This window comes from Pedobacter nototheniae (assembly GCF_004335085.1).
Classification (GTDB): Bacteria; Bacteroidota; Bacteroidia; order Sphingobacteriales; family Sphingobacteriaceae; genus Pedobacter; species Pedobacter nototheniae.
The window spans coordinates 93330-112992 of the sequence record NZ_RQRS01000012.1 but is presented as its reverse complement, the minus strand read 5'-3'; the positions used below and the strand labels follow the sequence as shown (position 1 = coordinate 112992).

General features: G+C 33.6%; 32 protein-coding genes. 5 read left to right on the top strand and 27 right to left on the bottom strand.

The genetic code is table 11. From position 1 onward, the window contains the following. Positions 1–341: 341 nt before the first annotated feature. The 19 genes from EHC72_RS12335 to EHC72_RS12255 all read right to left on the bottom strand — a co-directional run bounded on the left by EHC72_RS12335 (position 342) and on the right by EHC72_RS12255 (position 9151). Positions 342–521 (bottom strand): hypothetical protein, encoded by a 180-nt coding sequence (locus tag EHC72_RS12335; protein ID WP_131538006.1) that lies wholly within the window; start codon positions 519–521, stop codon positions 342–344. Between the two features lie 4 nt (positions 522–525). Beyond that, entirely contained in the window at positions 526–864 is a 339-nt protein-coding gene (locus EHC72_RS12330; protein WP_131538005.1) for a hypothetical protein, read from the bottom strand. Between the two features lie 8 nt (positions 865–872). Next, positions 873–1376: a hypothetical protein gene (locus EHC72_RS12325; protein WP_131538004.1), complete on the bottom strand. Its 504-nt coding sequence runs from the start codon at positions 1374–1376 to the stop codon at positions 873–875. Next, positions 1363–1899: a hypothetical protein gene (locus EHC72_RS12320; RefSeq protein ID WP_131538003.1), complete on the bottom strand. Its 537-nt coding sequence runs from the start codon at positions 1897–1899 to the stop codon at positions 1363–1365. Before EHC72_RS12320 ends, EHC72_RS12325 begins: the two co-directional genes overlap by 14 nt. Before the next feature lie 4 nt (positions 1900–1903). Further along, positions 1904–2458, bottom strand: coding sequence for a hypothetical protein (locus EHC72_RS12315; protein ID WP_131538002.1), 555 nt, complete (start codon positions 2456–2458; stop codon positions 1904–1906). A gap of 1 nt (position 2459) precedes the next feature. Next, entirely contained in the window at positions 2460–3053 is a 594-nt protein-coding gene (locus EHC72_RS12310) for a glucosaminidase domain-containing protein (RefSeq protein WP_131538001.1), read from the bottom strand. 8 nt (positions 3054–3061) lie between these two features. Then, the gene (locus tag EHC72_RS12305; protein WP_131538000.1) at positions 3062–3274 is read right to left on the bottom strand and encodes a hypothetical protein; all 213 of its coding nucleotides are present in this window, start codon (positions 3272–3274) and stop codon (positions 3062–3064) included. Between the two features lie 226 nt (positions 3275–3500). Then, positions 3501–3887, bottom strand: a complete 387-nt coding sequence (locus EHC72_RS12300) for a hypothetical protein (protein WP_131537999.1) — start codon at positions 3885–3887, stop codon at positions 3501–3503. Beyond that, positions 3887–4030 carry a hypothetical protein gene (locus EHC72_RS22680; RefSeq protein WP_165585816.1) on the bottom strand — a complete coding sequence of 48 codons (144 nt, stop codon included), beginning with the start codon at positions 4028–4030 and terminating at the stop codon, positions 3887–3889. The genes EHC72_RS12300 and EHC72_RS22680 overlap by 1 nt, the downstream gene beginning before the upstream one ends. Before the next feature lie 3 nt (positions 4031–4033). Further along, entirely contained in the window at positions 4034–4354 is a 321-nt protein-coding gene (locus EHC72_RS12295; RefSeq protein ID WP_131537998.1) for a hypothetical protein, read from the bottom strand. Continuing rightward, positions 4354–4710 (bottom strand): hypothetical protein, encoded by a 357-nt coding sequence (locus tag EHC72_RS12290; protein WP_131537997.1) that lies wholly within the window; start codon positions 4708–4710, stop codon positions 4354–4356. The genes EHC72_RS12295 and EHC72_RS12290 overlap by 1 nt, the downstream gene beginning before the upstream one ends. A gap of 16 nt (positions 4711–4726) precedes the next feature. Beyond that, on the bottom strand, positions 4727–5491 hold the full coding sequence (locus tag EHC72_RS12285; RefSeq protein WP_131537996.1) for a hypothetical protein: 765 nt from the start codon (positions 5489–5491) through the stop codon (positions 4727–4729). Position 5492: 1 nt separating this feature from the next. Next, complete coding sequence (locus tag EHC72_RS12280) at positions 5493–6569, bottom strand: rolling circle replication-associated protein (protein WP_131537995.1); 1077 nt, start codon at positions 6567–6569, stop codon at positions 5493–5495. A gap of 128 nt (positions 6570–6697) precedes the next feature. Further along, positions 6698–6892 carry a hypothetical protein gene (locus tag EHC72_RS12275; protein WP_131537994.1) on the bottom strand — a complete coding sequence of 65 codons (195 nt, stop codon included), beginning with the start codon at positions 6890–6892 and terminating at the stop codon, positions 6698–6700. Between the two features lie 381 nt (positions 6893–7273). Continuing rightward, on the bottom strand, positions 7274–7441 hold the full coding sequence (locus tag EHC72_RS22675; RefSeq protein ID WP_165585815.1) for a hypothetical protein: 168 nt from the start codon (positions 7439–7441) through the stop codon (positions 7274–7276). Beyond that, entirely contained in the window at positions 7432–7770 is a 339-nt protein-coding gene (locus EHC72_RS12270) for a hypothetical protein (RefSeq protein WP_131537993.1), read from the bottom strand. Before EHC72_RS12270 ends, EHC72_RS22675 begins: the two co-directional genes overlap by 10 nt. Next, positions 7763–8077: a hypothetical protein gene (locus EHC72_RS12265; RefSeq protein ID WP_131537992.1), complete on the bottom strand. Its 315-nt coding sequence runs from the start codon at positions 8075–8077 to the stop codon at positions 7763–7765. The genes EHC72_RS12270 and EHC72_RS12265 overlap by 8 nt, the downstream gene beginning before the upstream one ends. A 106-nt stretch (positions 8078–8183) precedes the next feature. Beyond that, the gene (locus EHC72_RS12260; RefSeq protein WP_131537991.1) at positions 8184–8684 is read right to left on the bottom strand and encodes a GNAT family N-acetyltransferase; all 501 of its coding nucleotides are present in this window, start codon (positions 8682–8684) and stop codon (positions 8184–8186) included. Positions 8685–8692: 8 nt separating this feature from the next. Continuing rightward, on the bottom strand, positions 8693–9151 hold the full coding sequence (locus EHC72_RS12255) for a hypothetical protein (RefSeq protein WP_131537990.1): 459 nt from the start codon (positions 9149–9151) through the stop codon (positions 8693–8695). A 120-nt stretch (positions 9152–9271) separates the two neighbouring features. On the opposite strand from EHC72_RS12255, the gene EHC72_RS12250 reads away from it, so the two are divergent. After that, complete coding sequence (locus EHC72_RS12250) at positions 9272–9970, top strand: endonuclease V (RefSeq protein WP_131537989.1); 699 nt, start codon at positions 9272–9274, stop codon at positions 9968–9970. Here the strand turns inward: EHC72_RS12250 and hemF are convergent. The 4 genes from hemF to EHC72_RS12230 all read right to left on the bottom strand — a co-directional run bounded on the left by hemF (position 9967) and on the right by EHC72_RS12230 (position 12934). Beyond that, on the bottom strand, positions 9967–10860 hold the full coding sequence (gene hemF / locus EHC72_RS12245) for an oxygen-dependent coproporphyrinogen oxidase (protein ID WP_131537988.1): 894 nt from the start codon (positions 10858–10860) through the stop codon (positions 9967–9969). The two genes, EHC72_RS12250 and hemF, sit on opposite strands and share 4 nt — an antisense overlap. 148 nt (positions 10861–11008) lie before the next feature. Then, positions 11009–12238, bottom strand: coding sequence for an MFS transporter (locus EHC72_RS12240; protein WP_131537987.1), 1230 nt, complete (start codon positions 12236–12238; stop codon positions 11009–11011). A gap of 104 nt (positions 12239–12342) precedes the next feature. Then, complete coding sequence (locus EHC72_RS12235; RefSeq protein ID WP_131537986.1) at positions 12343–12549, bottom strand: coproporphyrinogen III oxidase; 207 nt, start codon at positions 12547–12549, stop codon at positions 12343–12345. A gap of 76 nt (positions 12550–12625) precedes the next feature. Next, the gene (locus EHC72_RS12230) at positions 12626–12934 is read right to left on the bottom strand and encodes a phosphoribosylpyrophosphate synthetase (RefSeq protein ID WP_131537985.1); all 309 of its coding nucleotides are present in this window, start codon (positions 12932–12934) and stop codon (positions 12626–12628) included. A gap of 79 nt (positions 12935–13013) precedes the next feature. Between EHC72_RS12230 and EHC72_RS12225 the strand changes: the two genes are divergently transcribed. From EHC72_RS12225 to EHC72_RS12215, 3 genes are all read left to right on the top strand, one after another. Further along, on the top strand, positions 13014–13499 hold the full coding sequence (locus EHC72_RS12225) for a DUF4442 domain-containing protein (protein ID WP_131537984.1): 486 nt from the start codon (positions 13014–13016) through the stop codon (positions 13497–13499). A 10-nt stretch (positions 13500–13509) separates the two neighbouring features. Next, positions 13510–14139, top strand: coding sequence for an AlbA family DNA-binding domain-containing protein (locus tag EHC72_RS12220; RefSeq protein ID WP_131537983.1), 630 nt, complete (start codon positions 13510–13512; stop codon positions 14137–14139). 225 nt (positions 14140–14364) lie between these two features. Then, positions 14365–15723, top strand: a complete 1359-nt coding sequence (locus EHC72_RS12215) for an MATE family efflux transporter (protein ID WP_131537982.1) — start codon at positions 14365–14367, stop codon at positions 15721–15723. Between the two features lie 491 nt (positions 15724–16214). On the opposite strand, the gene EHC72_RS12205 is transcribed toward EHC72_RS12215, so the two are convergent. Next, positions 16215–16538, bottom strand: a complete 324-nt coding sequence (locus EHC72_RS12205) for a Tn3 family transposase (RefSeq protein WP_131537980.1) — start codon at positions 16536–16538, stop codon at positions 16215–16217. Between the two features lie 88 nt (positions 16539–16626). Here EHC72_RS12205 and EHC72_RS12200 point away from each other — a divergent pair, with 88 nt between their 5' ends. Next, positions 16627–17226, top strand: a complete 600-nt coding sequence (locus EHC72_RS12200; RefSeq protein ID WP_131537979.1) for a DUF4468 domain-containing protein — start codon at positions 16627–16629, stop codon at positions 17224–17226. Between the two features lie 155 nt (positions 17227–17381). Here the strand turns inward: EHC72_RS12200 and EHC72_RS12195 are convergent, their stop codons facing one another. The 3 genes from EHC72_RS12195 to EHC72_RS12185 form a co-directional block, all read right to left on the bottom strand. Beyond that, the gene (locus EHC72_RS12195; protein WP_131537978.1) at positions 17382–17795 is read right to left on the bottom strand and encodes a hypothetical protein; all 414 of its coding nucleotides are present in this window, start codon (positions 17793–17795) and stop codon (positions 17382–17384) included. Between the two features lie 13 nt (positions 17796–17808). Next, positions 17809–18414, bottom strand: a complete 606-nt coding sequence (locus EHC72_RS12190) for a hypothetical protein (RefSeq protein ID WP_131537977.1) — start codon at positions 18412–18414, stop codon at positions 17809–17811. A 422-nt stretch (positions 18415–18836) separates the two neighbouring features. Continuing rightward, a complete protein-coding gene (locus tag EHC72_RS12185) occupies positions 18837–19574 on the bottom strand; it encodes a hypothetical protein (protein ID WP_131537976.1) in 738 nt (245 codons plus the stop codon). Positions 19575–19663: the final 89 nt, after the last annotated feature.

Below are 19663 nucleotides of genomic sequence, written 5' to 3'. Positions count from 1 at the left end.
AAAAGTTATTAACATTTGCTAATAACTTGATTTTAAGTTTTTTATTTTTTAGTACAAGCGTTTACCAACGACACACTTTATTACATACCTCGATATGAAATAAGTAACAATTAAAGGCAAAATAAGCCAAGGAATAAGACTTATAAAACTACTCTTAGCATCATTCTTATAATTAAAAATTTGCGAAAAAAAAGTAGAATCAACATACTCCAACCAACGATTAAAAGTAGTGGTAAAGGTTAAAATCAGAAACATAATGCCGACATAAAACCAAGGCGTTTTAAATAATTTCATAGTGTGTATTTTTTATCTAATTTATATATTTTTTTCAAAAAACAAAATTAGTTTTTAACCGCTTTAAAAACCTGTAATACAGCCAAAACTACACCCGTTACAATATCAATAATATGTAAAGCCTTCAAAGTTTTATTACGCTTAACACTTTTGTTTTTAGCCTTTTCAGGCGTATCAGCGGTAACAAAATCGGTTGTACCATCTGTATAAATTCTTTTAAATTTCATGATTTTAAATATTAGTAAATTCTAAATAAGAGACTATAACGACAACGAAATTACTTGGCGTATGTGTAGCATTAATAACCTTATCGAGGAAATAAAACGTGCGGGTTTTAGGGGCTTCAATATCTGATTTTGAATACTCATAATCAGCATTAGCAAACTTTTGACAAGCTAACTCGTAAGGCTTTAAATTTTGCCTGTTAAACTCTAACTCAATGGAAGGTTCTATTTCGGGACAAATTAAACCAACAACTAAAAAGTTATTTGGAAAAGACAAATCAAAAGTAACAGCACCAATTTTTGGCAAATGCAACGTTTTAACTTTTAATATTGGATATACTGACATTTTACAATTTATTTATGTGCATAATTTAAATCAACATTCTGAATTACATTATCAGAATTAAAAACCCTCTCCCTTTCATAAAATTCAGTAGTTACAACATATAGAGTAAGCGAAGGGGAAGGGCTTGCATAGGAATACATAAGGTCATTAGCAATAACACTAAACCACAATTTTTGCGGCTCTGTATTAAATGATTCGCATTTATTAGCATAAAACAAAGCGCTATTTAACCTAAACAAAGTATCAGAACGACCAAGATCGGTATTATATGAAGGCAAAAAAAGACCGTGTAAACCATCAACAAAACTCTGTACAACTGCCCCGTTTTCGTCGGCAAGAAAGAAAGAATTTACGCAAACAGCCTGCATACCAGCACCACCAAAATGTAACTTTAAGCTATCTAAAGAAAAAGTTCTTTTTGTAGAATCGGGTATAATTTGACCTAAATTACCTATATGCCTACGCATAAGTGAATCAATAGTGGTTATAGTACCCATATTACTTGTGAGCATAATCTAAATTACCACCTATAACACCCGAAGAAGGAAAATTAATATCGCCATAAGAATTAGCAATGTCAACCCTTGGTCGCTGAATTACAACACAAAACTTAAGACTTTGATAAGTTTCAACAATAAAGTCAGGCAACTCAACATCAACAAGCAAATCAACCTTACGCAACAACTGATAAGGAAATGCGAAAGGGCTATTTATATCCTTAGCAACATAATTACGCATATAATTATCATAGAGTACGCCAAGCATATCTTTTACCCCATAAACCTTATTACCAACGGTAGACGGAAAATAAGAGTAAAAATCGGTAGGTAAAATAGATATTAAAGACCTACGATAATCCTTATCGAGTAAATCGAGATAAATAGATACAGCAGAGGCAGGCTCTTCATAAGGTATATTCCAACCTTCAAAAGACACTTGATACAAAGACTTTGCAGGCTCTAGAAAGATAGGAAAAGCCTCACTATAATCTAAATACGTTCCTTGCTTATGAGATTTTAAAATTAATTCATTCATAGTTTTAATTAATAAAGTACTTGGTTAAATTTTCATTCCAAGCAGAAGAACCCGCAAAACCCGTTAAGTTTTTCCTTACATCAGTCTGTAAACTTCTATTATCAGTGTAAACTGTCCTATAAATTTCCTGCACATACCTACGATAAGAAGCAGGGTAATTCGGATTTAGTATATACTTAATTCGGGTTATACTACCCAATCCAAAGAAAGACAATGTTGTACTATACCATTTAGCACCACGATACGTATTTAATAAAGCTGCCAAATCCTCAGCATTTTGTTTAGCACTAGTTATCCTATACTTAGTAACACCACCTAAACCATTTATAAAATAACCGTCGTTAGTAATGCTTTTATTAGATAAGTAAACCTTATTCTGATTTGTAACTTGTTTAGCCTCGTTTTCAGCCGTTTGAAGAGGCTTAAAAATCTGTAGAATTCTATTCCAGAAGTAAACAATAACAACCAAAAGAACGGCTATATAAAGGAATAAATTAGGGTTAACATTAGCAACAGCGTTGCCAAATCTGCCAACATGTTTTTTTATATTATCTATCATTTTATTTAACCTTTGCGGTATCAATAGTCAAAGAAAAACCCTCTAACAACTTGCCAAACCAAGAGGTAGACTTGATAGGATTCTCTAACTTTGGTTCAGACTTTTTTTTTAAATCAACGTCTAAAGACATTAACCCATTAACAGTAATATGAGTGTAAACACGAGATACGTAATTAACGTCAGTAGCATAACCAGCCTTTTTTAAAGCAACAATTTGCTCATACGGTGTTTTAGCAGTAAAAACATGATTTTTGGTATAAGTAGGATTTTTCTTTAAAAATACAGTACGCCACTTTAAGAAATCTTTGAAGTCTTCGAAAAAACAAAAATCAGCGTAAACAGTATAGGATTTACCTCCAGTTGTTTGCTCGCCAGTTTTCAATTTAACACGCTTACCCGTATAACCACCCCAAGCTTTAATACCTGCATAGTTATTATATTTATAAGCTAAACCCGACAAACCATACTCGCCATAATCGCCACTACTTTCTTGTATAAGTTGCCCCATTAAAACCGAAGGAAACAAGCCAGTACCCACACATGCAGACACGATATCAGCCCTGTTTAATTCGATAAACTTTTTTATATTTTTCACAATTTTATTTATAAATCGTCCTTCTTAGACCTTTTCTGATACTTCGCCTTAACCCAAGCTATACCAATCGTAGTAACAGCACCCATAACACCAGTAATAAATAAATTTGTAATATCGATTACTAACTTTTGATTAACAATTTGAGCGATAGGGGCAGTGTTGCCAAATATTGCCAATGTAGTATTGACACTTGCCAAAGTAAACAAGTACTGTCTAATCATATTAAACAGCCTCGTTTGTTTGCTCAGAGAACAGACCACGCTCAATACCTTGATCGTGAAAATACTTTACTGTATCAGCTATAAGACTAAGAAACTTAGTATATTTTACAGCCTTTTTTGTTAAACTTAAAATTTTAAACATGATGCTTTTTTTTAAAAAAAGCCTCTAATCTTACAGAAGAGGCTTTAAACTTAAACCAAACTTAAACTATGAAAAAACAATATTTTAGCTACCGAATTGACCGCAGTAACCGCCATTAGGGGCTTTTGGGTTCAAAACAATGCCTAATTCTTTTACAATAACCTTACCCGTGTGACGTTCCATTAAACCCGAAACAAGTTCGTCCTTACACATTTTCTTACTGACCTTTACCATAACGTTAAGCCATTCTTTACCCGACTTAGACGTGTGAACCTCAGTATTTTTAGTTGTAACACAAAGGAAGGTAACAAGCCCGTTTCTACGAGAATAGTTCCACCCTGTAGTAACAGGAGTACCGTTTTTACTATTTGGGGTATATTTACAACCACTATGTTTTTTAGTCGGCTGATTGTTGTTATTACCGTTATTATTCCTTGAATTATTAGAACGGTTATTACGTTGATTAGCCATTAAACTTTAAAGGTTGTTTTAAACTTTGTTACAAGCTTAGTTTTAAGTTCTTTACCCTTATCCGTAAAGAAAAGGAAACCTAAAACTGACACTAAAACACCGCCAACAATTAGCAACGTTTGTTTATTATTCTGTTTTGCCATTTTTTAAAACTTTTTATTCTTTTTTGATTTTTTATAAATAAAATAACCTATTACAATTACCACAACCACGACAACCGCAATTATCATTTTTTTAGAGTAAGTAATTGGGGAATCAATTAAAGATGCAGGCATAGCCTCTAATCCTAATGAATCCGCAGGAGCATTGAAAGATTCAACACTATAAGGCTGAGCGGTAACCGCTGTATTATCACTTGTATTTAACATATATGTTGCAGGTTGAGGCATATCGGGAGTACCAACAGGAGAGGAATAACCCCCTCCCTGATCTGATAACTCAGCAAAGCTTTCATAAGCACGCTCCATTAAAAGCCTTTCTTTTTATTAAATATCTTATCCTTAAAGAAGATTAGACCAGCACCTAAAACACCTATGATAACATACACCCAATTAACAGAGGAAGCAGCAAGCGAGGGATTAGCATTCAAGGCAGCAGAATTATTTAAAGCATTCGCAGCAGCAGAAGCCAATTCCTGTTGTTTCCTTGTAATCTCATCGGTTAATTGCTGAGATTCGGCAGCAAGTTGAGCGTTAGTTTTTGTCTGCCCTAATTCAATACGGTTAGCACCTGTACCAAGTAAACCACCCGAAGCCTTAGAAGCCACACCACGCAATAAATTTCCAAAGAAAGTACCGCCTGGCTTTTTACTGAATAAACCCATTTATACCCCCCTTTATTTAGTAAGAAAAGTTATTAACCGTTACAAAAGTCAAATCAATAACGCCATTAGTCGAAATCTCAAAGCCTTTATAAGCCGTAGTAGGCAACCAAAAGAACTCAGAAGCACCACCGCTGAAAGCTTGGTTAACAGAATCCCCTTCAACCAAGATATCAGGACCCATAGTCATACCATTAATCTCACGAGCAATAGCAGCTAATTCAGTTGGCGTATAAGAAACTTCTTTACCATTGTAACCAAACAAACGGAGTTTAGCTAAAGCCCCATTATTTTTGATAGATAACGATACGCTGTTATCTCCTAATGAGAATTGCTTTTGTTGAGGTTCTGAACCTACAATCTGGTTAGACTGATACTTAATATAAGTACGAGCCTCTTCTAAAACTTCAACACCAAATACAGCGTATTCAGCAGCCTCTTCAAGACCTTCAAGAGAAACAGACAAATAATCATTGTCAATCAACTGTAAAGCATTGCCAGTAGACAACTCTAACATAAAAGCATTTTCAACAAGTCCACCGGCAAGTAATTGCTGTAACATGTAACCATTCTCAAATTGAGAAATAATTGCAATGTCACGTACTTTAGACAAAGGAATAACAACCTGCTCTGAACCTCTCGAGGTTTTAAGGATCGCAGAAATACGCTCACCATTAATTGGGTTTGATGTTCCTTTTTTCGTAATTAAAATGTGGGAAATAGCTTTCTGTACTTGTAAATCCGATACACTCGTTGAATTTTTTAAACTTTTTATAATCTCCATTTTATAAGATAATTTGCTTATTTATCGCAAAGATTTTTTCTTGCGTTTTTGTATAATATTTAAGCAAGTTTACAAACATGACATAGCCGTTGTCAAGGTGCAGAGGTATTATCTTATCTGTTTGCTCTTTTAAGGATACATAATGCTCTTTAGCAGATATAATTGCTCCCGTCCAAAGTCTACTAACAGACTGAGAGCAATTCCAAACAGTTGTAAATATTTTACTGTCATTTTTAGTAATGTACTTTGTTACATACTTAGAAACACTTTGTAAATTATAAATCGTTTCAACGTCTACAGGGTTAGGTTTATTTACGTTTCGAGTTGGTTTAACATACCTATTAGTTTTTGGATTTAAATAGGTTTGCGAACCCGTATAAACACCACTATTGTCGTAACGCCTCATAGCTTCAGCTACAGAAACAATTTCCGTAACACCCGTTATATAATTATGGGAAGGAAAAGTATAACCATTATCGGAAAGGATTTTACACCACACACGATTTAAACGCTCATAAGGTACCCATCTATCTACAATCGTATGCGAATGAATATTATTAGTATTTTTTGATTGCCTTTCTAAGACGTACAAATAATTATTAAGGTTAAAGTATTTACGCATATAGGTAAAAAAAACATTTTTCATTTTGGTAAAATCTTTATCAGTACCAATCTGAGACGATGTAAGCGTACAAGTAATAAAATTATATAAGCCTTTATGATTATTAGCTTTATTAGCACGAGTCCAAGCCGTAACCTTATTTACTATTTTGGTTTTACTTTTCTTACTTAACGAGTGCTCTATTTCTTTATCAGATTTAGGCTTTTTCTCCTTTTGAAATACATACTCAGGACGTGCAGCCCTTTGAAGGGAAGAACCTATAAAAGTTGTTTCACGTTCTAAAATATCGGTAGTATAATTCGGATTATCGAAACCATGCCACTCAACACTCGTAGCAGTGGGGATAGGGTATAAATTATGCTTTAAATCACGTTTTTGCTTATGCTCATAAGAGCCATTTAACACACAGGTTAACTCTGATTTTGATATTATGAAGCAGTTTTGTTTTAGAATCATGTTTGAATTATTAGACACAAGAAGGGCAGGGAAAGGCGCAAAACCTGACCGATAACCAAATTCAAGTGCCTTATTTTAAGGGAGTTTGAATTGTAGCATACTTGATAAATCCATTATTTACTATAGTATTATAAGAGATTTTGCGAGCGCACTAAATCATCTATATTGGATGACCTTTTATTTAAATTTTCGAGTTCAATATTTTTACGACTTTTAGAAACAGAAATATTTAAAGTACCATTGTAGCCTGTTGATACACAGCAAATTGAGCGCAGCACGTTACCTAAAAAAGTACCATGTGGCTTTTTAGAGAAAATTGACATAAAAGAATTAGCTTTTTGCTTAAATGATGAATGGTTTAAAAGAGATGCCGAAAGATTTAAGTAATCGTTAAGTAACCCGATTTTGGCGAATAACTGCCTATTTGATTGTAAGGTTTAACACGTGAATAGTAATTAAACCACCGCCAACCAACAAAATGTTGGTTGAGGTAGTTTATCATACTGTTAAAATTTGTGACGTTTCTATACTTTATAAATTTAGTATTATCCACTTTCACAATAACATTAAAGCCTATTTTCTTAGATGACATTTAAAAAAATGAGATTATAAATAATACTAAAAACATAATCCATAATAAAACGCAGAGAATACAAGCAATTAAAGGATAAACAATAAGAGCCATAAAAAGGCGATGGGGGAGGCTAAGAACGTAACTCCACATCACGAGAACCGTTTAAAATAGATTTTAAAACATTATCATTTGCCCATGTAAACGAGGTTTGAGATAAAAAACCAAGACCAGCAAACATTAAAGAATAAGCTTCAATAGGTTTCTTTGTACGCTTATATTTTTTCTTAATTAAAGACATGAACTCTGAGCATTAGAAGATAAAACAATAGGTTTTTTAAAAGGGGTATTATTGCCACCGAAAAACGGAATCGTTTTTATGACAAACAATCCAAGTTCATCAATCTTAAACAGCAACAATCTGTTACAAGTTGTATGAACAGTGTAATTGAGGTATGGAGCGGAGAAATCAATTTGAACCACATTACGAATAGGATAAGTCCTAAATATTGTACGTATAGCAGAATCCTGCAAATAAGTACGTCCATCTATAAAAGTATCTCTACCAAACTCCGCATTTCTTTTTGCCTGGCAAACTGCATTAAATGCAACTTGAATAATCTTAGCCATGATTAGCAACTAATTTAGAATACGAAGTTTCACTTATAAACTCAAATCTAAAAAGCTTGTATAGCAATGTTTCAATAGAATAATTGACACTTATGTCAATCGAAATATTAACCTTTTTAAAATCATGATTGGTTAATTGCTTAAAAACTTTAACACGACATTTGTCGGCAATAAATGTTAAGCCACCGAGTAAACCGCTTGTTACGCTTATATACGTGCTGTTTATGGTTTTTACTGTAGAATTTTTCTCACGTAGATAACGGAGTAGGATGTTAAAGAAAGCTTCTTTCTTTGTTGTTTTTTTCATAATTAATAATAGTTTTGTTGATCGACATAGACGAAAGTCTATCGTTTCAACTTAACATAATATTAATTATAAGACATAATACTTGCTTCAAACAACGTAACCATAGTTAAATATACTTTCGGTATAAAATTAAATTCGAATTTCTCTCATCATCACTACTAATATGTTCAAACTTGAGTTTTGTAAGAAGATTATTTGAACTTTGGTTGTCCTTATGTGTATAAGCATCAATTGTTTTTATACCAATAGTTTCAATTGAGTACTCAATTATTTTTTTTGCTGCCTCACTCATAATACCCTTTCCTTGAAATTCGGTTAAAAGTTCATATCCAATTTCACATTTTTTATTTTCTTCAGAAAAGTCAAAGAGACAAATTGTACCTATAAGTCCTTTAATTTCTTTCTGTGTAATTGCCCAATAAGAAAAATTATTATTTTTTATTCTATCAATAAATTTCAATGCATCTTCCAAAGTATTACTAGGCTGCCTATTAAGATATTTATTTATCAAAGGGTCAGAACGAAGAAGAAATATTTCCTGAATATCACTATCTGTTAATTGGCGGAGAATCAATCTTTCAGTTGTTAATATGGGAAATTTTTTCATATTTTAAATCAATTTAAGTCTTCCATTCCATCGCTAACCTTAATTCTAGGAAGCTTACTTTTAAGTAATTCGAACTCTGTTGAACTAAGAGCGGATCCATTTATTAATAATCTTTTCAGCGTTTTTATTCTGCCAATCTTTTCTGCAACTTTATCAATATTACTATTTCTAGCTAAGGAAAGTGTTAACTCTTCTAAATGGCTTAGCGTATAAATTTCATTTGGAATATCATAAATATATAATCCAATAAATGCAATTGATTTCACCATTTTGAATTTATTAATCCAAGACGGTATTTCAAAAACAACACCGTTTGTAGGTAAATTTTCTCCATTTAAAACTGGAAAAATTAACGTAGAATCGTTAAATACATAAATCGACTCATATTTATCACTATCTATAAAATCTTTTTTTTCGATAAACTGATGATAATTCATCATTAGAAATTGATTGTTCTGCTGGCTCATTGCAAAAGTTGAAAATATAAGAATGTAGAAATATAATGGATTTAATCTTAAATAATTGATAATATTTTAATTTCCATAATTAATGAACTAAAACTGTAAGCTATTTGTTATAACATTAACATGTACGACCATTTTACTTTCCCTCAGGCAGATACTTTGCAAATCGAATTAGCTAAAAAACTTGTTTTCGAGCCATTAAAAAAGATTAATTCCATTGCTGGTGCAGACATTTCATTTGATAAAGGAAGTTCAACTATGTATGCTGGAATCGTGATTTTAAGCTTTCCAGAAATGATTGTACAATCTTATGCGCTTGAAACTTATGAAACGACTTTCCCCTACCAGCCTGGATATTTAGGTTTTAAAGAAGTACCGGCATTGTTAAAGGTTTGGGATTTAATTCCTGTTAAACCTGATGTTTTGGTGTTGGATGGAAATGGCATTCTACATCCTCGCCGCATGGGTGTTGCATCCCACTTTGGCGTTTTAGCTAATCAACCTACAATTGGATGTGCTAAAAGCATTTTATATGGAGATAATCATTTACCTGAGAAATCAAAGTATAGCTTTACTCAAATAAAAAGTCATGGAGAAACTTTGGGTTATGCATTAAGAACGAAGGATAATAATGAGCCTGTTTATATATCAGCGGGGCATTTAATTACTTCAGAACAGGCTTTGGAAATAATGAAAAAGTGCATTGGAAATTATAGAATACCTGAGCCGACAAGATTAATTCACGATTTGGTAAATGATTTTAGGACAGGCAAATTAAAGGCTGGCTTTCATTATAAAAGCCAGCCTTTAACCTTATTTTAAACCCAATTGATTCCTTTTTTAAGTAGTTGGATTGTTTTATCTTCTTCAGATCCCTTTTCGGGCTGCACATTATAACCCCAATTTGCCTGAGGTGGCAAACTCATCAATATAGATTCTATTCGCCCGTTGGTTTCTAATCCAAATTTAGTACCAGAATCATAAACCAGATTAAACTCTACATAACGGCTTCGGCGATGAAATTGCCATTCTTTTTGTTTCTCTGTAAATTCTTTTTCACGGTTTCTATCAATCAGTTCTGTATAAATTGGTAAAAAGGTTTCGCCTACGTTAATAGAAAAATCTAATATTTCAGACCAGGAGAGGCTGGTGTTTTCTGGTTTTAATCTGTCATAAAAAATACCACCTATACCTCGGGTTTCCTCACGGTGCTTGATGAAAAAATAATCATCGGCATGAGTTTTAAACTTCGGGTAAAAGTCTGGATTAAATTCGTCACAAGCATCTTTAAGTTTGTGATGAAAGAAACGTGCATCATTTTCAAAAACATAATGCGGTGTTAAATCTATACCACCACCAAACCAACGTGTATTTTCGTTTAATTCAAAATACCTGATATTCATGTGAATTATGGGTACCAAAGGATGATTTGGATGTATTACGATAGAAACTCCGGTAGCAAAAAAATCTTCTTCAGTAACGTTGAAAGCCTTTTTAACAGCTTCGGGTAGTTTGCCGTAAACTGCAGAAAAATTTACACCACCTTTTTCAATAATGTTACCATTTTGCAAAATTCGGGTACGACCACCGCCCCCACCTTCACGCTGCCAAAGTTCTTCTTCAAATTTGCCCTTTCCATCTGCAATTTCTAATCCTCTGCAAATCTCATCCTGAATTTGCTGATACCTTTCGGCTACTTCTTCTTTAAACATGGCTCCTGATCTTTTGTAGAAACAAATTTAAGGCTATTCATTTAGCAATTTTTAATTAAGTTTAGATAGTACAATTTATTGACAGTATATAGGTTGAACATTACTTTGTTGCTACAAAATATCATTCATTCTATAAAAGGTGGCACTTTTATTCTTCCAGATAATTTAAATCTTTATTAAAGCTTTCTTTAAGCTGGCTAAGTGCAAAAACTGCAATTATGGTTAAAATGCCCATCAAAATAAAGCCTGCGGTAATATTGCTGTATTTTTTGGCCAGAAAAACAAATAGGAAATTAATAGGAATAAGTGCTCCACGTACAAAATTGGGCGCTGTGGTGGTTACTGTTGCGCGGATATTGGTGCCAAATTGTTCTGCTGCAATAGTTACAAAGGTAGCCCAATAGCCTACAGAGAACCCCATAAATAAGCATAAGTAAATGAAGGTTTGCCCATTTAAACCATAACTGGTTAAATAAACAATTACACTAATTGCAGATAAAAGGTGAAATATAATTACAGTCTTTCTTCTCGATTTAAGTACTTGAGCTAATAATCCGGTAACTACATCGCCTATGGCAATTCCAAAATAGGTAAACATAATTCCTGTACCTGCATTTAAGAGCTCAGTAGAATGTAGTTCTTTTCCAAACTCAGGTGAAAGTGTAACCAGAACGCCTACTACAAACCATAAGGGAATGCCAATTAAAATACAATACAAATATTTTAAGAATCTTTTTTTATCACTAAAAAGCATTAGAAAGTTCCCTTTTGATACCTCAGAGGATTTTACAACGCTTTTAAACATGTTAGATTCGAATGTACCAACACGTAGTAAAAGTAAAACCAACCCCATACTGCCGCCCACAAAATATGAAGTTTGCCACCTAAAGTTTTCGGAGATTAAAGTTGCTGCAGCTGCACCCAAAAGCCCCACTCCTGCTACAATCATGGTGCCGTAGCCGCGTTTTTCTTTATCCATGGTTTCGGTAACCAGGGTAATACCTGCGCCTAATTCGCCAGCTAAGCCAATGCCTGCAATAAAGCGAATAGCGGCATAATTATTTACCGAAGTAGCAAAACCATTGGCAATATTGGCTAATGAGTAGAGTAAAATGGAACCAAAAAGTACTTTTATTCTTCCAAGCTTATCGCCTAAAATACCCCAAAGTAAACCACCTAAAAGTAAACCGAACATTTGCATGTTGATGATAAAAATTCCGTTTTCTTTTAAATCTGCCGCCGAAACACCTATTTCAGTTAGGCTTTTTACTCGTACTACAGAGAATAAAACAAGGTCGTAAATATCTACAAAATAGCCTAGTGCGGCTACAATAACTAAAAAGATAATATTACGGTTGTTTGTGGTTTGGGATTCCATTATTTATTTGGTTGAAGATTTAATTGCTGAAAGTACAAATTCGTCCAAATAAAAAAAATAGATTTAAAATAAAAAAGTCCCGATTTTCATCGGGACTTTCCTGCCTACATAGGTGGCATTTTTTTCGTTGTATCAGGCATTTTTTTAGTGGTATCCATTGGAGTTGTTTTTGATGTATCCATTGGTGCCGTTTTGGTCGTATCCATCGTTGTACTGTCTGAAGAACCAGCCATATTTTTAGATGAATTGCATGCTGATGTGGCTATCATTAACGAACCAGCAAAAGCAAGACTTAAAATTATTCTTTTCATAGGTTTTGTTGTTATCTATAAGCACAACAACCTTATAATCATTTGGTTTTATTTTTTTTTCTGGATGGAGCGTTCTTTAATCGTGATGAACCTTTAATTTATTAAGTAATTCTGGCGAAACATTTTCTGCATAAACACCATAAGCATCTACTAAAACTCCTTTTAGGTTGCCTACATTTGACGATATTGCGTATACAACAGCACTATCTGCTGGATCTGTCATTCCTTCAAAACGATAAACCTCATCAATTTCAAACTCTTCGGGCATTAAGCGTAAATCTATTTCTTTACACTCTAAACATTCTGATGTCAGGTTAAAATCTAACTCATAACCTCTCTTATCAAGGTCGGCAAGTGCCGCAGTAACTGTATCGTAAATATGCATAGTCTAATTTACTAAAATATTACTTAAACATCATCTCTAAAACTTTAAAAGGTGACAAAACTTTCTGATATTAGCTATTATGATCATTTCTCAAAACACCCTTAAGTGGGTAATGCGCTTCTATCCACCCTTATTCTTTCAGCGCATTTGGGTTAAAAAGTTCGATAACGAATTTAGGAGCTGCACAGTTAAGCTGAGTAAAAGTATTTGGAACAAGAATTATAACGGTTCTATTTTTGGCGGTACAATTTATGCGGCAACTGATCCTTTTTATGCTTTATTATTTGATCAATTAATGCAGCGGCGTGGTTTTAAAGTTAGAGTTTGGTTAAAAAGTGCTTCTATTCAGTATTTAAAACCTGGTAGATCTACGTTATACTTTACCATTACTATTACTGATGAAATGATTGCTGATGCTGAACAAGCCCTTAAAACTGTTGGCAAATTTGTAAAGGCTTATCCTATGGAAATTACCAATAAGGATGGTGAGTTGTGTGCTACAGTGATGAACGAAGTATATATCCGAAACCTGCACCAAGGCGAAACGCCACGTGTTGCTTATTAATTTATGATTTATGGCTGGTATAAAGAGTTTAATTTTACAGGGTGAAGGTGTAATGCTTGATTTTAAAAAAACCATTACCAATAATGAGAAAATAGCTAAAAGCCTGGTTGCATTTGCTAATAATAAAGGGGGTAAACTTTTAATTGGCGTTGCTGATGATGGTACAATTAAGGGGGTAAAATCAGAAGAGGAAGAAAAGTATATGATCTTAAAATCTGCCCACCAGTTTTGTAAACCAGCTTTGGAGCCTTATTTTGAAGAGGTTTATGTGGATAATAAATTGGTGCTGGTTGCCAACATACCCGAAAGTGATACTAAACCACATTATGCGCTTGACGATCAAAAAAAATGGTGGGCCTATATTCGCATTGATGATAAAAGTGTATTAGCAAGCCGCATTATTCTTGAAGTACTAAAGCAGGATCAAAAAAGTAATGGTGTAATGATTTCTTACTCTGATAATGAAAAGAAGTTGCTGGAGTATTTGGCAGAAAACGAAAGAATTACTTTAAAGGAGTTTAGTAAACTGTTGCGAAGCTCTTACCGGAAAGCGCAAAAGGTACTGGTTAATTTGATTTTAACTAATGTTATTAAATCACATACTACAGAAAAGGAAGAGTTTTTTACAGCAGTTAAATAAAATTCTTTTTTATTGTGGTTTAAAAACCCGATTTTTGCGTCATTATTACTCTTTTATACGTCATTCTTAGTAAAGCAAAGAATCTATAAGTTATACCTTACCACAATAACTTTCATTTTTTCTAGCATTACATTATCATTTGGTTTTTCAGCACCTAAAGCTTTTTTATGTATTAAATGGCTTGGCGCATAAAAGTATTTATTTATTTTTTGAAGCAACATTTACATGAGTATATCTACATTTTACACTAAATATAAATCCTACTATAAAGAAAATCTTCATTTGGCTTTGCCTATTGTAGGCTCTCAACTTGGGCATACATTGGTGCACATGGCTGATAGTATTATTGTTGGGCACTTTACAGATACCGAACAATTGGCAGCAGTATCATTAGTAAATAGCATTTTTATGCTTGTACTGGTTATTGGGCTTGGCATTTCTTATGGCTTAACACCTTTAATTGCGCAAGAAAACGGGCGACAAAACTATACTGAGTGTGGCAAGTTACTATCAAACAGCTTAATAATAAATGCAATAGTTGGTATTGTACTTTATTTACTGGTGCATTTTGGTGTTTTATTAATTATAGATCATCTGGATCAAACACCTGCCGTAGTAAAATATGCTAAACCTTATTTGGGGTTACTTGCAATTTCTATTATACCGTTATTAATTTTTCAAACCTTTAAGCAATTTGCTGAAGGTTTAGGCTTTACAAAACAGGCCATGTTTGTATCCATTTGGGGCAACATGCTAAATGTAATTTTAGGGGTTATTTTTGTAAAGGGTATGTTTGGTATTACGCCAATGGGTGTTAAAGGTGTTGGTTTAAGTACTTTAATTGATCGTATTTTAATGGCTATTGTAATGACCATTTACGTGTTAAGATCACAAAACTTTAAAAAATACCTGGTTAATTTTAAGGCTACGTTTATTGATAAGGTTAGAGCACTTAAAATTATAAAAATTGGCATGCCTGTAGCCATGCAGTACTCTTTTGAGATTAGTGCATTTAGTGGTGCTGCCGTATTAATTGGTACCATTGGGGCTGTAGAACAAGCTGCACACCAAATTGCCATTAGCTTGGCCGCCATGACGTATATGATTGCTAGTGGTGTTGCATCTGCAGCAACAATTAAAACCGGGAATAATTTCGGTAAAAGTAACTTCGTTGATCTTCGTAGATCTGCAATTGCAAGCTATCATGTTATTTTGGCATTTATGACTGTTACTGCGTTGATATTCATTTTTGCCAATCAACTATTGCCTTTTATTATTACTGATGATTTGGGCGTAATTAAAATTGCCTCACAATTGTTAATTATAGCTGGCTTTTTTCAATTGTTTGATGGTACACAGGTTGTAGGTTTGGGCGTTTTAAGGGGTATAGGTGATGTAAACATGCCTACTTTTATTACTTTTTTAGCGTATTGGGTTATCGGGATTCCGGTTGGTTACCTATTGGGGATTACTTTTGGTTTGGGTGTAAATGGTATTTGGTATGGTTTAACGCTTGGGCTATTAACTGCATCTGTTTTGTTATTTATGCGTTTTCAAAATAAAACCCGGAAGCTGAATATGTAAGTTGGCAGGGTTGTTATACCCGTGCCATCGCTAGATATGCTCGTACCAACGCTAGTTATACCCGTGCCAACGCTAGATATGCTCGTGCCAATGCTAGATATGCTCGTGCCAAAGCTAGTTATATCCGTGCCAACGCTAGATATACTCGTGCCAACGCTAGTTATACCCGAGCCATCGCTAGATATGCTCGTGCCATCGCTAGATATGCTCGTGCCATCGCTAGATATGCTCTTGCCAACGCTAGTTATACTCGTGCCAACGCTAGTTATGCTCGTGCCAACGCTAGTTATACCCGTGCCAACGCTAGTTATACTCGTGCCAACGCTAGATATACTCGTGCCGACGCTAGCTATATCTGTGCCGACGCTAGCTTGGAATAGGAGTTTTATCGTTTGAACAGTGTTGAAGACTTTGCATAACCTAATTTAATGGTGCAGATTAACCTGAGTATTGCGTCTTATTAGCTTTCCAGGTGGTACAGGTTAATTTTATCATTTGCTCAGATCAGTGTCTCCGGGGTCAAAATCGTGAAGTGCTGTTGTTTCCAGCGAGCTCGGACGAATTCCTTTGGTCATATAAGAGAACATGGGGATTCCGATATTGCAGCCATAGCCAATGATTGCCGCAAAAAACAGTTTATCTGCAGGTCGTTTTGGAAGATGGTCAATTACATGATGTTCAAAAACTGGGAGAAAATTAGCTGCGCTCTGTAAAATACTCAATACTTCTAGTAAGGGAACCACATAATCTTGTAGATAAAGGGATTCAATGTTTTCATTTTCTTCTTCCCGTTTATCCTTCGTTTTTTGAGACAAGTATTACTCAAAATAAAAAAAATTAGCAATAAGCTACGTATGATTCTCCTATAATATTGATAGCTTTAAAGCTTAAAAAATAAAAGTTATGAAATTCAAAAAATTAACCCTCTCATCTTTATTAATCCTATCGATAGGACTATGTGCTAATGCACAGGACGCAATTACATGGAGTACATTCCGAAACGGAAGCAAAGTTGCTGATACAGTGGCGCTGGGAGACTACTTGCCTCTTAGAGATAACGAAATATATGTTGAAGCTGTAGTAGAATTGCCAAATATATCTAAACCAGAACTTTTTTCCCGTGCTAAACTAGCAATCCAGAAAACTTTTACAAACAATAAAATAGGTACATCAAATTACGACTCTGAGGCAGGAATATGTAGTATAAATAATTTTTATGATATAAGCGATATGACTGCTTTAAGTGCACTGGGATCAAACCCTAGTACTGATCAATATTACTTCAATGCTTTACTTTCTATTATTGTTAAAGACGGAAAATACAAAATCAAAATGGAGGTGCCGCAATATACCTACGGTCAATCTTCAAGATATAAATCATTTACAGATTTTCAGTCACAAAGCATGTCTGTCAAAAATTTGGCTAATTCTCGTCAAAATGGCAAGAGACAAAGAATGAGAGTGTTGAAGACTCTTAATGATAAAATTGCTAGCTACATTTAACTTAGTACAAAAGGAGATGGGTAAAAAGCTTGATACAGATTTTTAGTACCTAGTTTTCGATGTATAAAACAAGAATTTTGTTTTATACTTTCCATGTAAAACAAAGGAGACTAATGTAACATTGATCTCCTTTGTTTATGTTAAATTTCTGAAATTTAATAATATCCGTAGGTTTTGTAAAGATTTAAAATTCGACTTTTAGAAAAATTTAAATCCACTATCGTGTGATCTTCTTCGTTTATTCTATGTAAAAAAGTATTATTTCTTATAAATTGAATATTCGAGTAATTTTTCGAATCTAAAAAACTCCAAAGATCCTCTAAGTCCTTCACAGCATTTTCAATTTCAAACTCAAATGTAACTTTAGCTCTAAACTCTATAATTAATTCACCTGTATCTCTGTCGCTGTAATCTTTTTGCCAGACTTCATAACTTATTCCTTTTGTTTCACTAATCTTTTGAATACCATTTGATGTCCCATTGAACAAACTGAGTTCTTTTTGTTTATCCAATAGTTGCTCATTAACCTTATAAGTCAAAATATTATAATCTTCATTTTTTATTATCATACTTTTTCTTTATTTATAAATTTACAGTACCACTCCATCCAGTTTGTGTAGTAGTCGAAGTGATTGGGGCCGTATTTGTGGTTAAGGTGTAATTGCAATCTCCGCTCCATCGAGCAATGCCTCTATTTCCAAAAATACTATAATTTCTAGAAACCCCAATAAGTGTTCTTCTTACATTTATACTTCCTTCTACAGTTAAAGGATTATTTAAGTATTCTGTTTGATAGACATAGGAAATTATTTTGTTAAGTACAGTATAATCAGCCGATAACGTTATTGAGGCCCCAGCAATTGGTTGTTGAGTACCAGATGGCGTAGTAAATACATTTGAAGATTGTCTAAATGAACCGTCCCCTGGTGAATATGCAGCCGTTTGTTCAAATGGTTGTGTTAATACTGATCCATCTCTCATTGTTATTGTCATCATCTTCTTTTCTCCATCAAAGTGAACAGATTTCGGTATCGTAGCCACAATGCTATCCAATTGAGCTTTTGCTTTTGCTTGTAATTTTGAGTTATTTAACGTGACGGCAGGCAAAATACTTTTGTCTTTTTTACAACCAAAAATTGTTAGGGTAAATAGTAGACATAAAACACTCATTAATTGCTTTGTTTTCATAGGTTTTTAGTTTTAGATTTTATAATATTAAAAATATACAGTAATAATCTAATTATTATATTTTAATTGTTAATTAATTATTACTTAATTACTTTTTAAAACATCATTACTTGTATAGATTATAATACTTTCTTTCATTTGCTATACAGCTAAAATCCAGATGATCATTTCTACCGCTTTAACTTACATATAAAGGGTGTAGAAATTCGTGAATTGAAACTTGAAATGATATAGGATGTTCCTTGTTCGAAATTAAAAATCTACAGCTGTCAATTATAGACGTTGATCTATCAGGTACACTTGCGAAAAGCCATTCAAACGCAGTTTTTATAGTAGAATAAACAGGAGGAGGTTTAAATTAAGCCCATCCATAAGGGATGGGATGTTTGGGCTTATAAAGAATGCTGACTTATTAAAAATATTTATCTATTTCTGAAATCTAAGCCACTTACTTGTTTAAATTGAGACGTTGTTGCACCAAATATTGATTTAATATATTTTTTAACATCTATTGCGGTATCCACTAAGCCTGTTTCTGGTTTATAAAATATTGCATCGCGATTTAGCAAAGAATTGTTCCAATTGGTATCGCTGTTTATAAAATCGGTATTTAATTTTTTTAAGCTGGTAAGCAAGCTTTGTAAAGTTACCAGCTTTAAATCATTTTCATTAGGCATGTAAACTGGTGTTTGCGCAAGAATTTCTATCAGTTTAGCAAAATTATCTATCTGATTATCGTAGCTGAGCTGACTGGTTGAGATGTTTTTTGATTCTACAACGGCTTCATCCACCGGTGTTGCATTAACAGGTGCAATTTTTACTGCCCTGGTGCCTTGTAGTTTGCGGTTAATGCCTTTTGCATCATCTATAGTGTTTGTAGATGCTCCTGATGCCGATAAGGCATTTACAATTTTTGTTGATAAGCCTTTTAAGTCTGCAAAACCATCTCTCCTACTATTAATAGCTGTATCTGTAGCGGTTTTAGCTACTTTAGTTTTTTGCAGTTCTTCCTGCGCCCCATTGTTTAAAATGTTAAGGCTATCAATCGTTAAAGAAACATTACTTGGATTGTAGCTTTCGCCGTAGGCGGTACAAAAAGAGATTAAAGTTTCAAAGTTGGATACGTTCTTTGCGTGCCCTGTTTCTGATGTTGATGTCATTCTTTTTTTATTAATTTTAAAATATAAATACTTAATTATCAAATAAATGTAGGCATTAATTTCGAGCATTATGCTAAGTAGTTAACCAT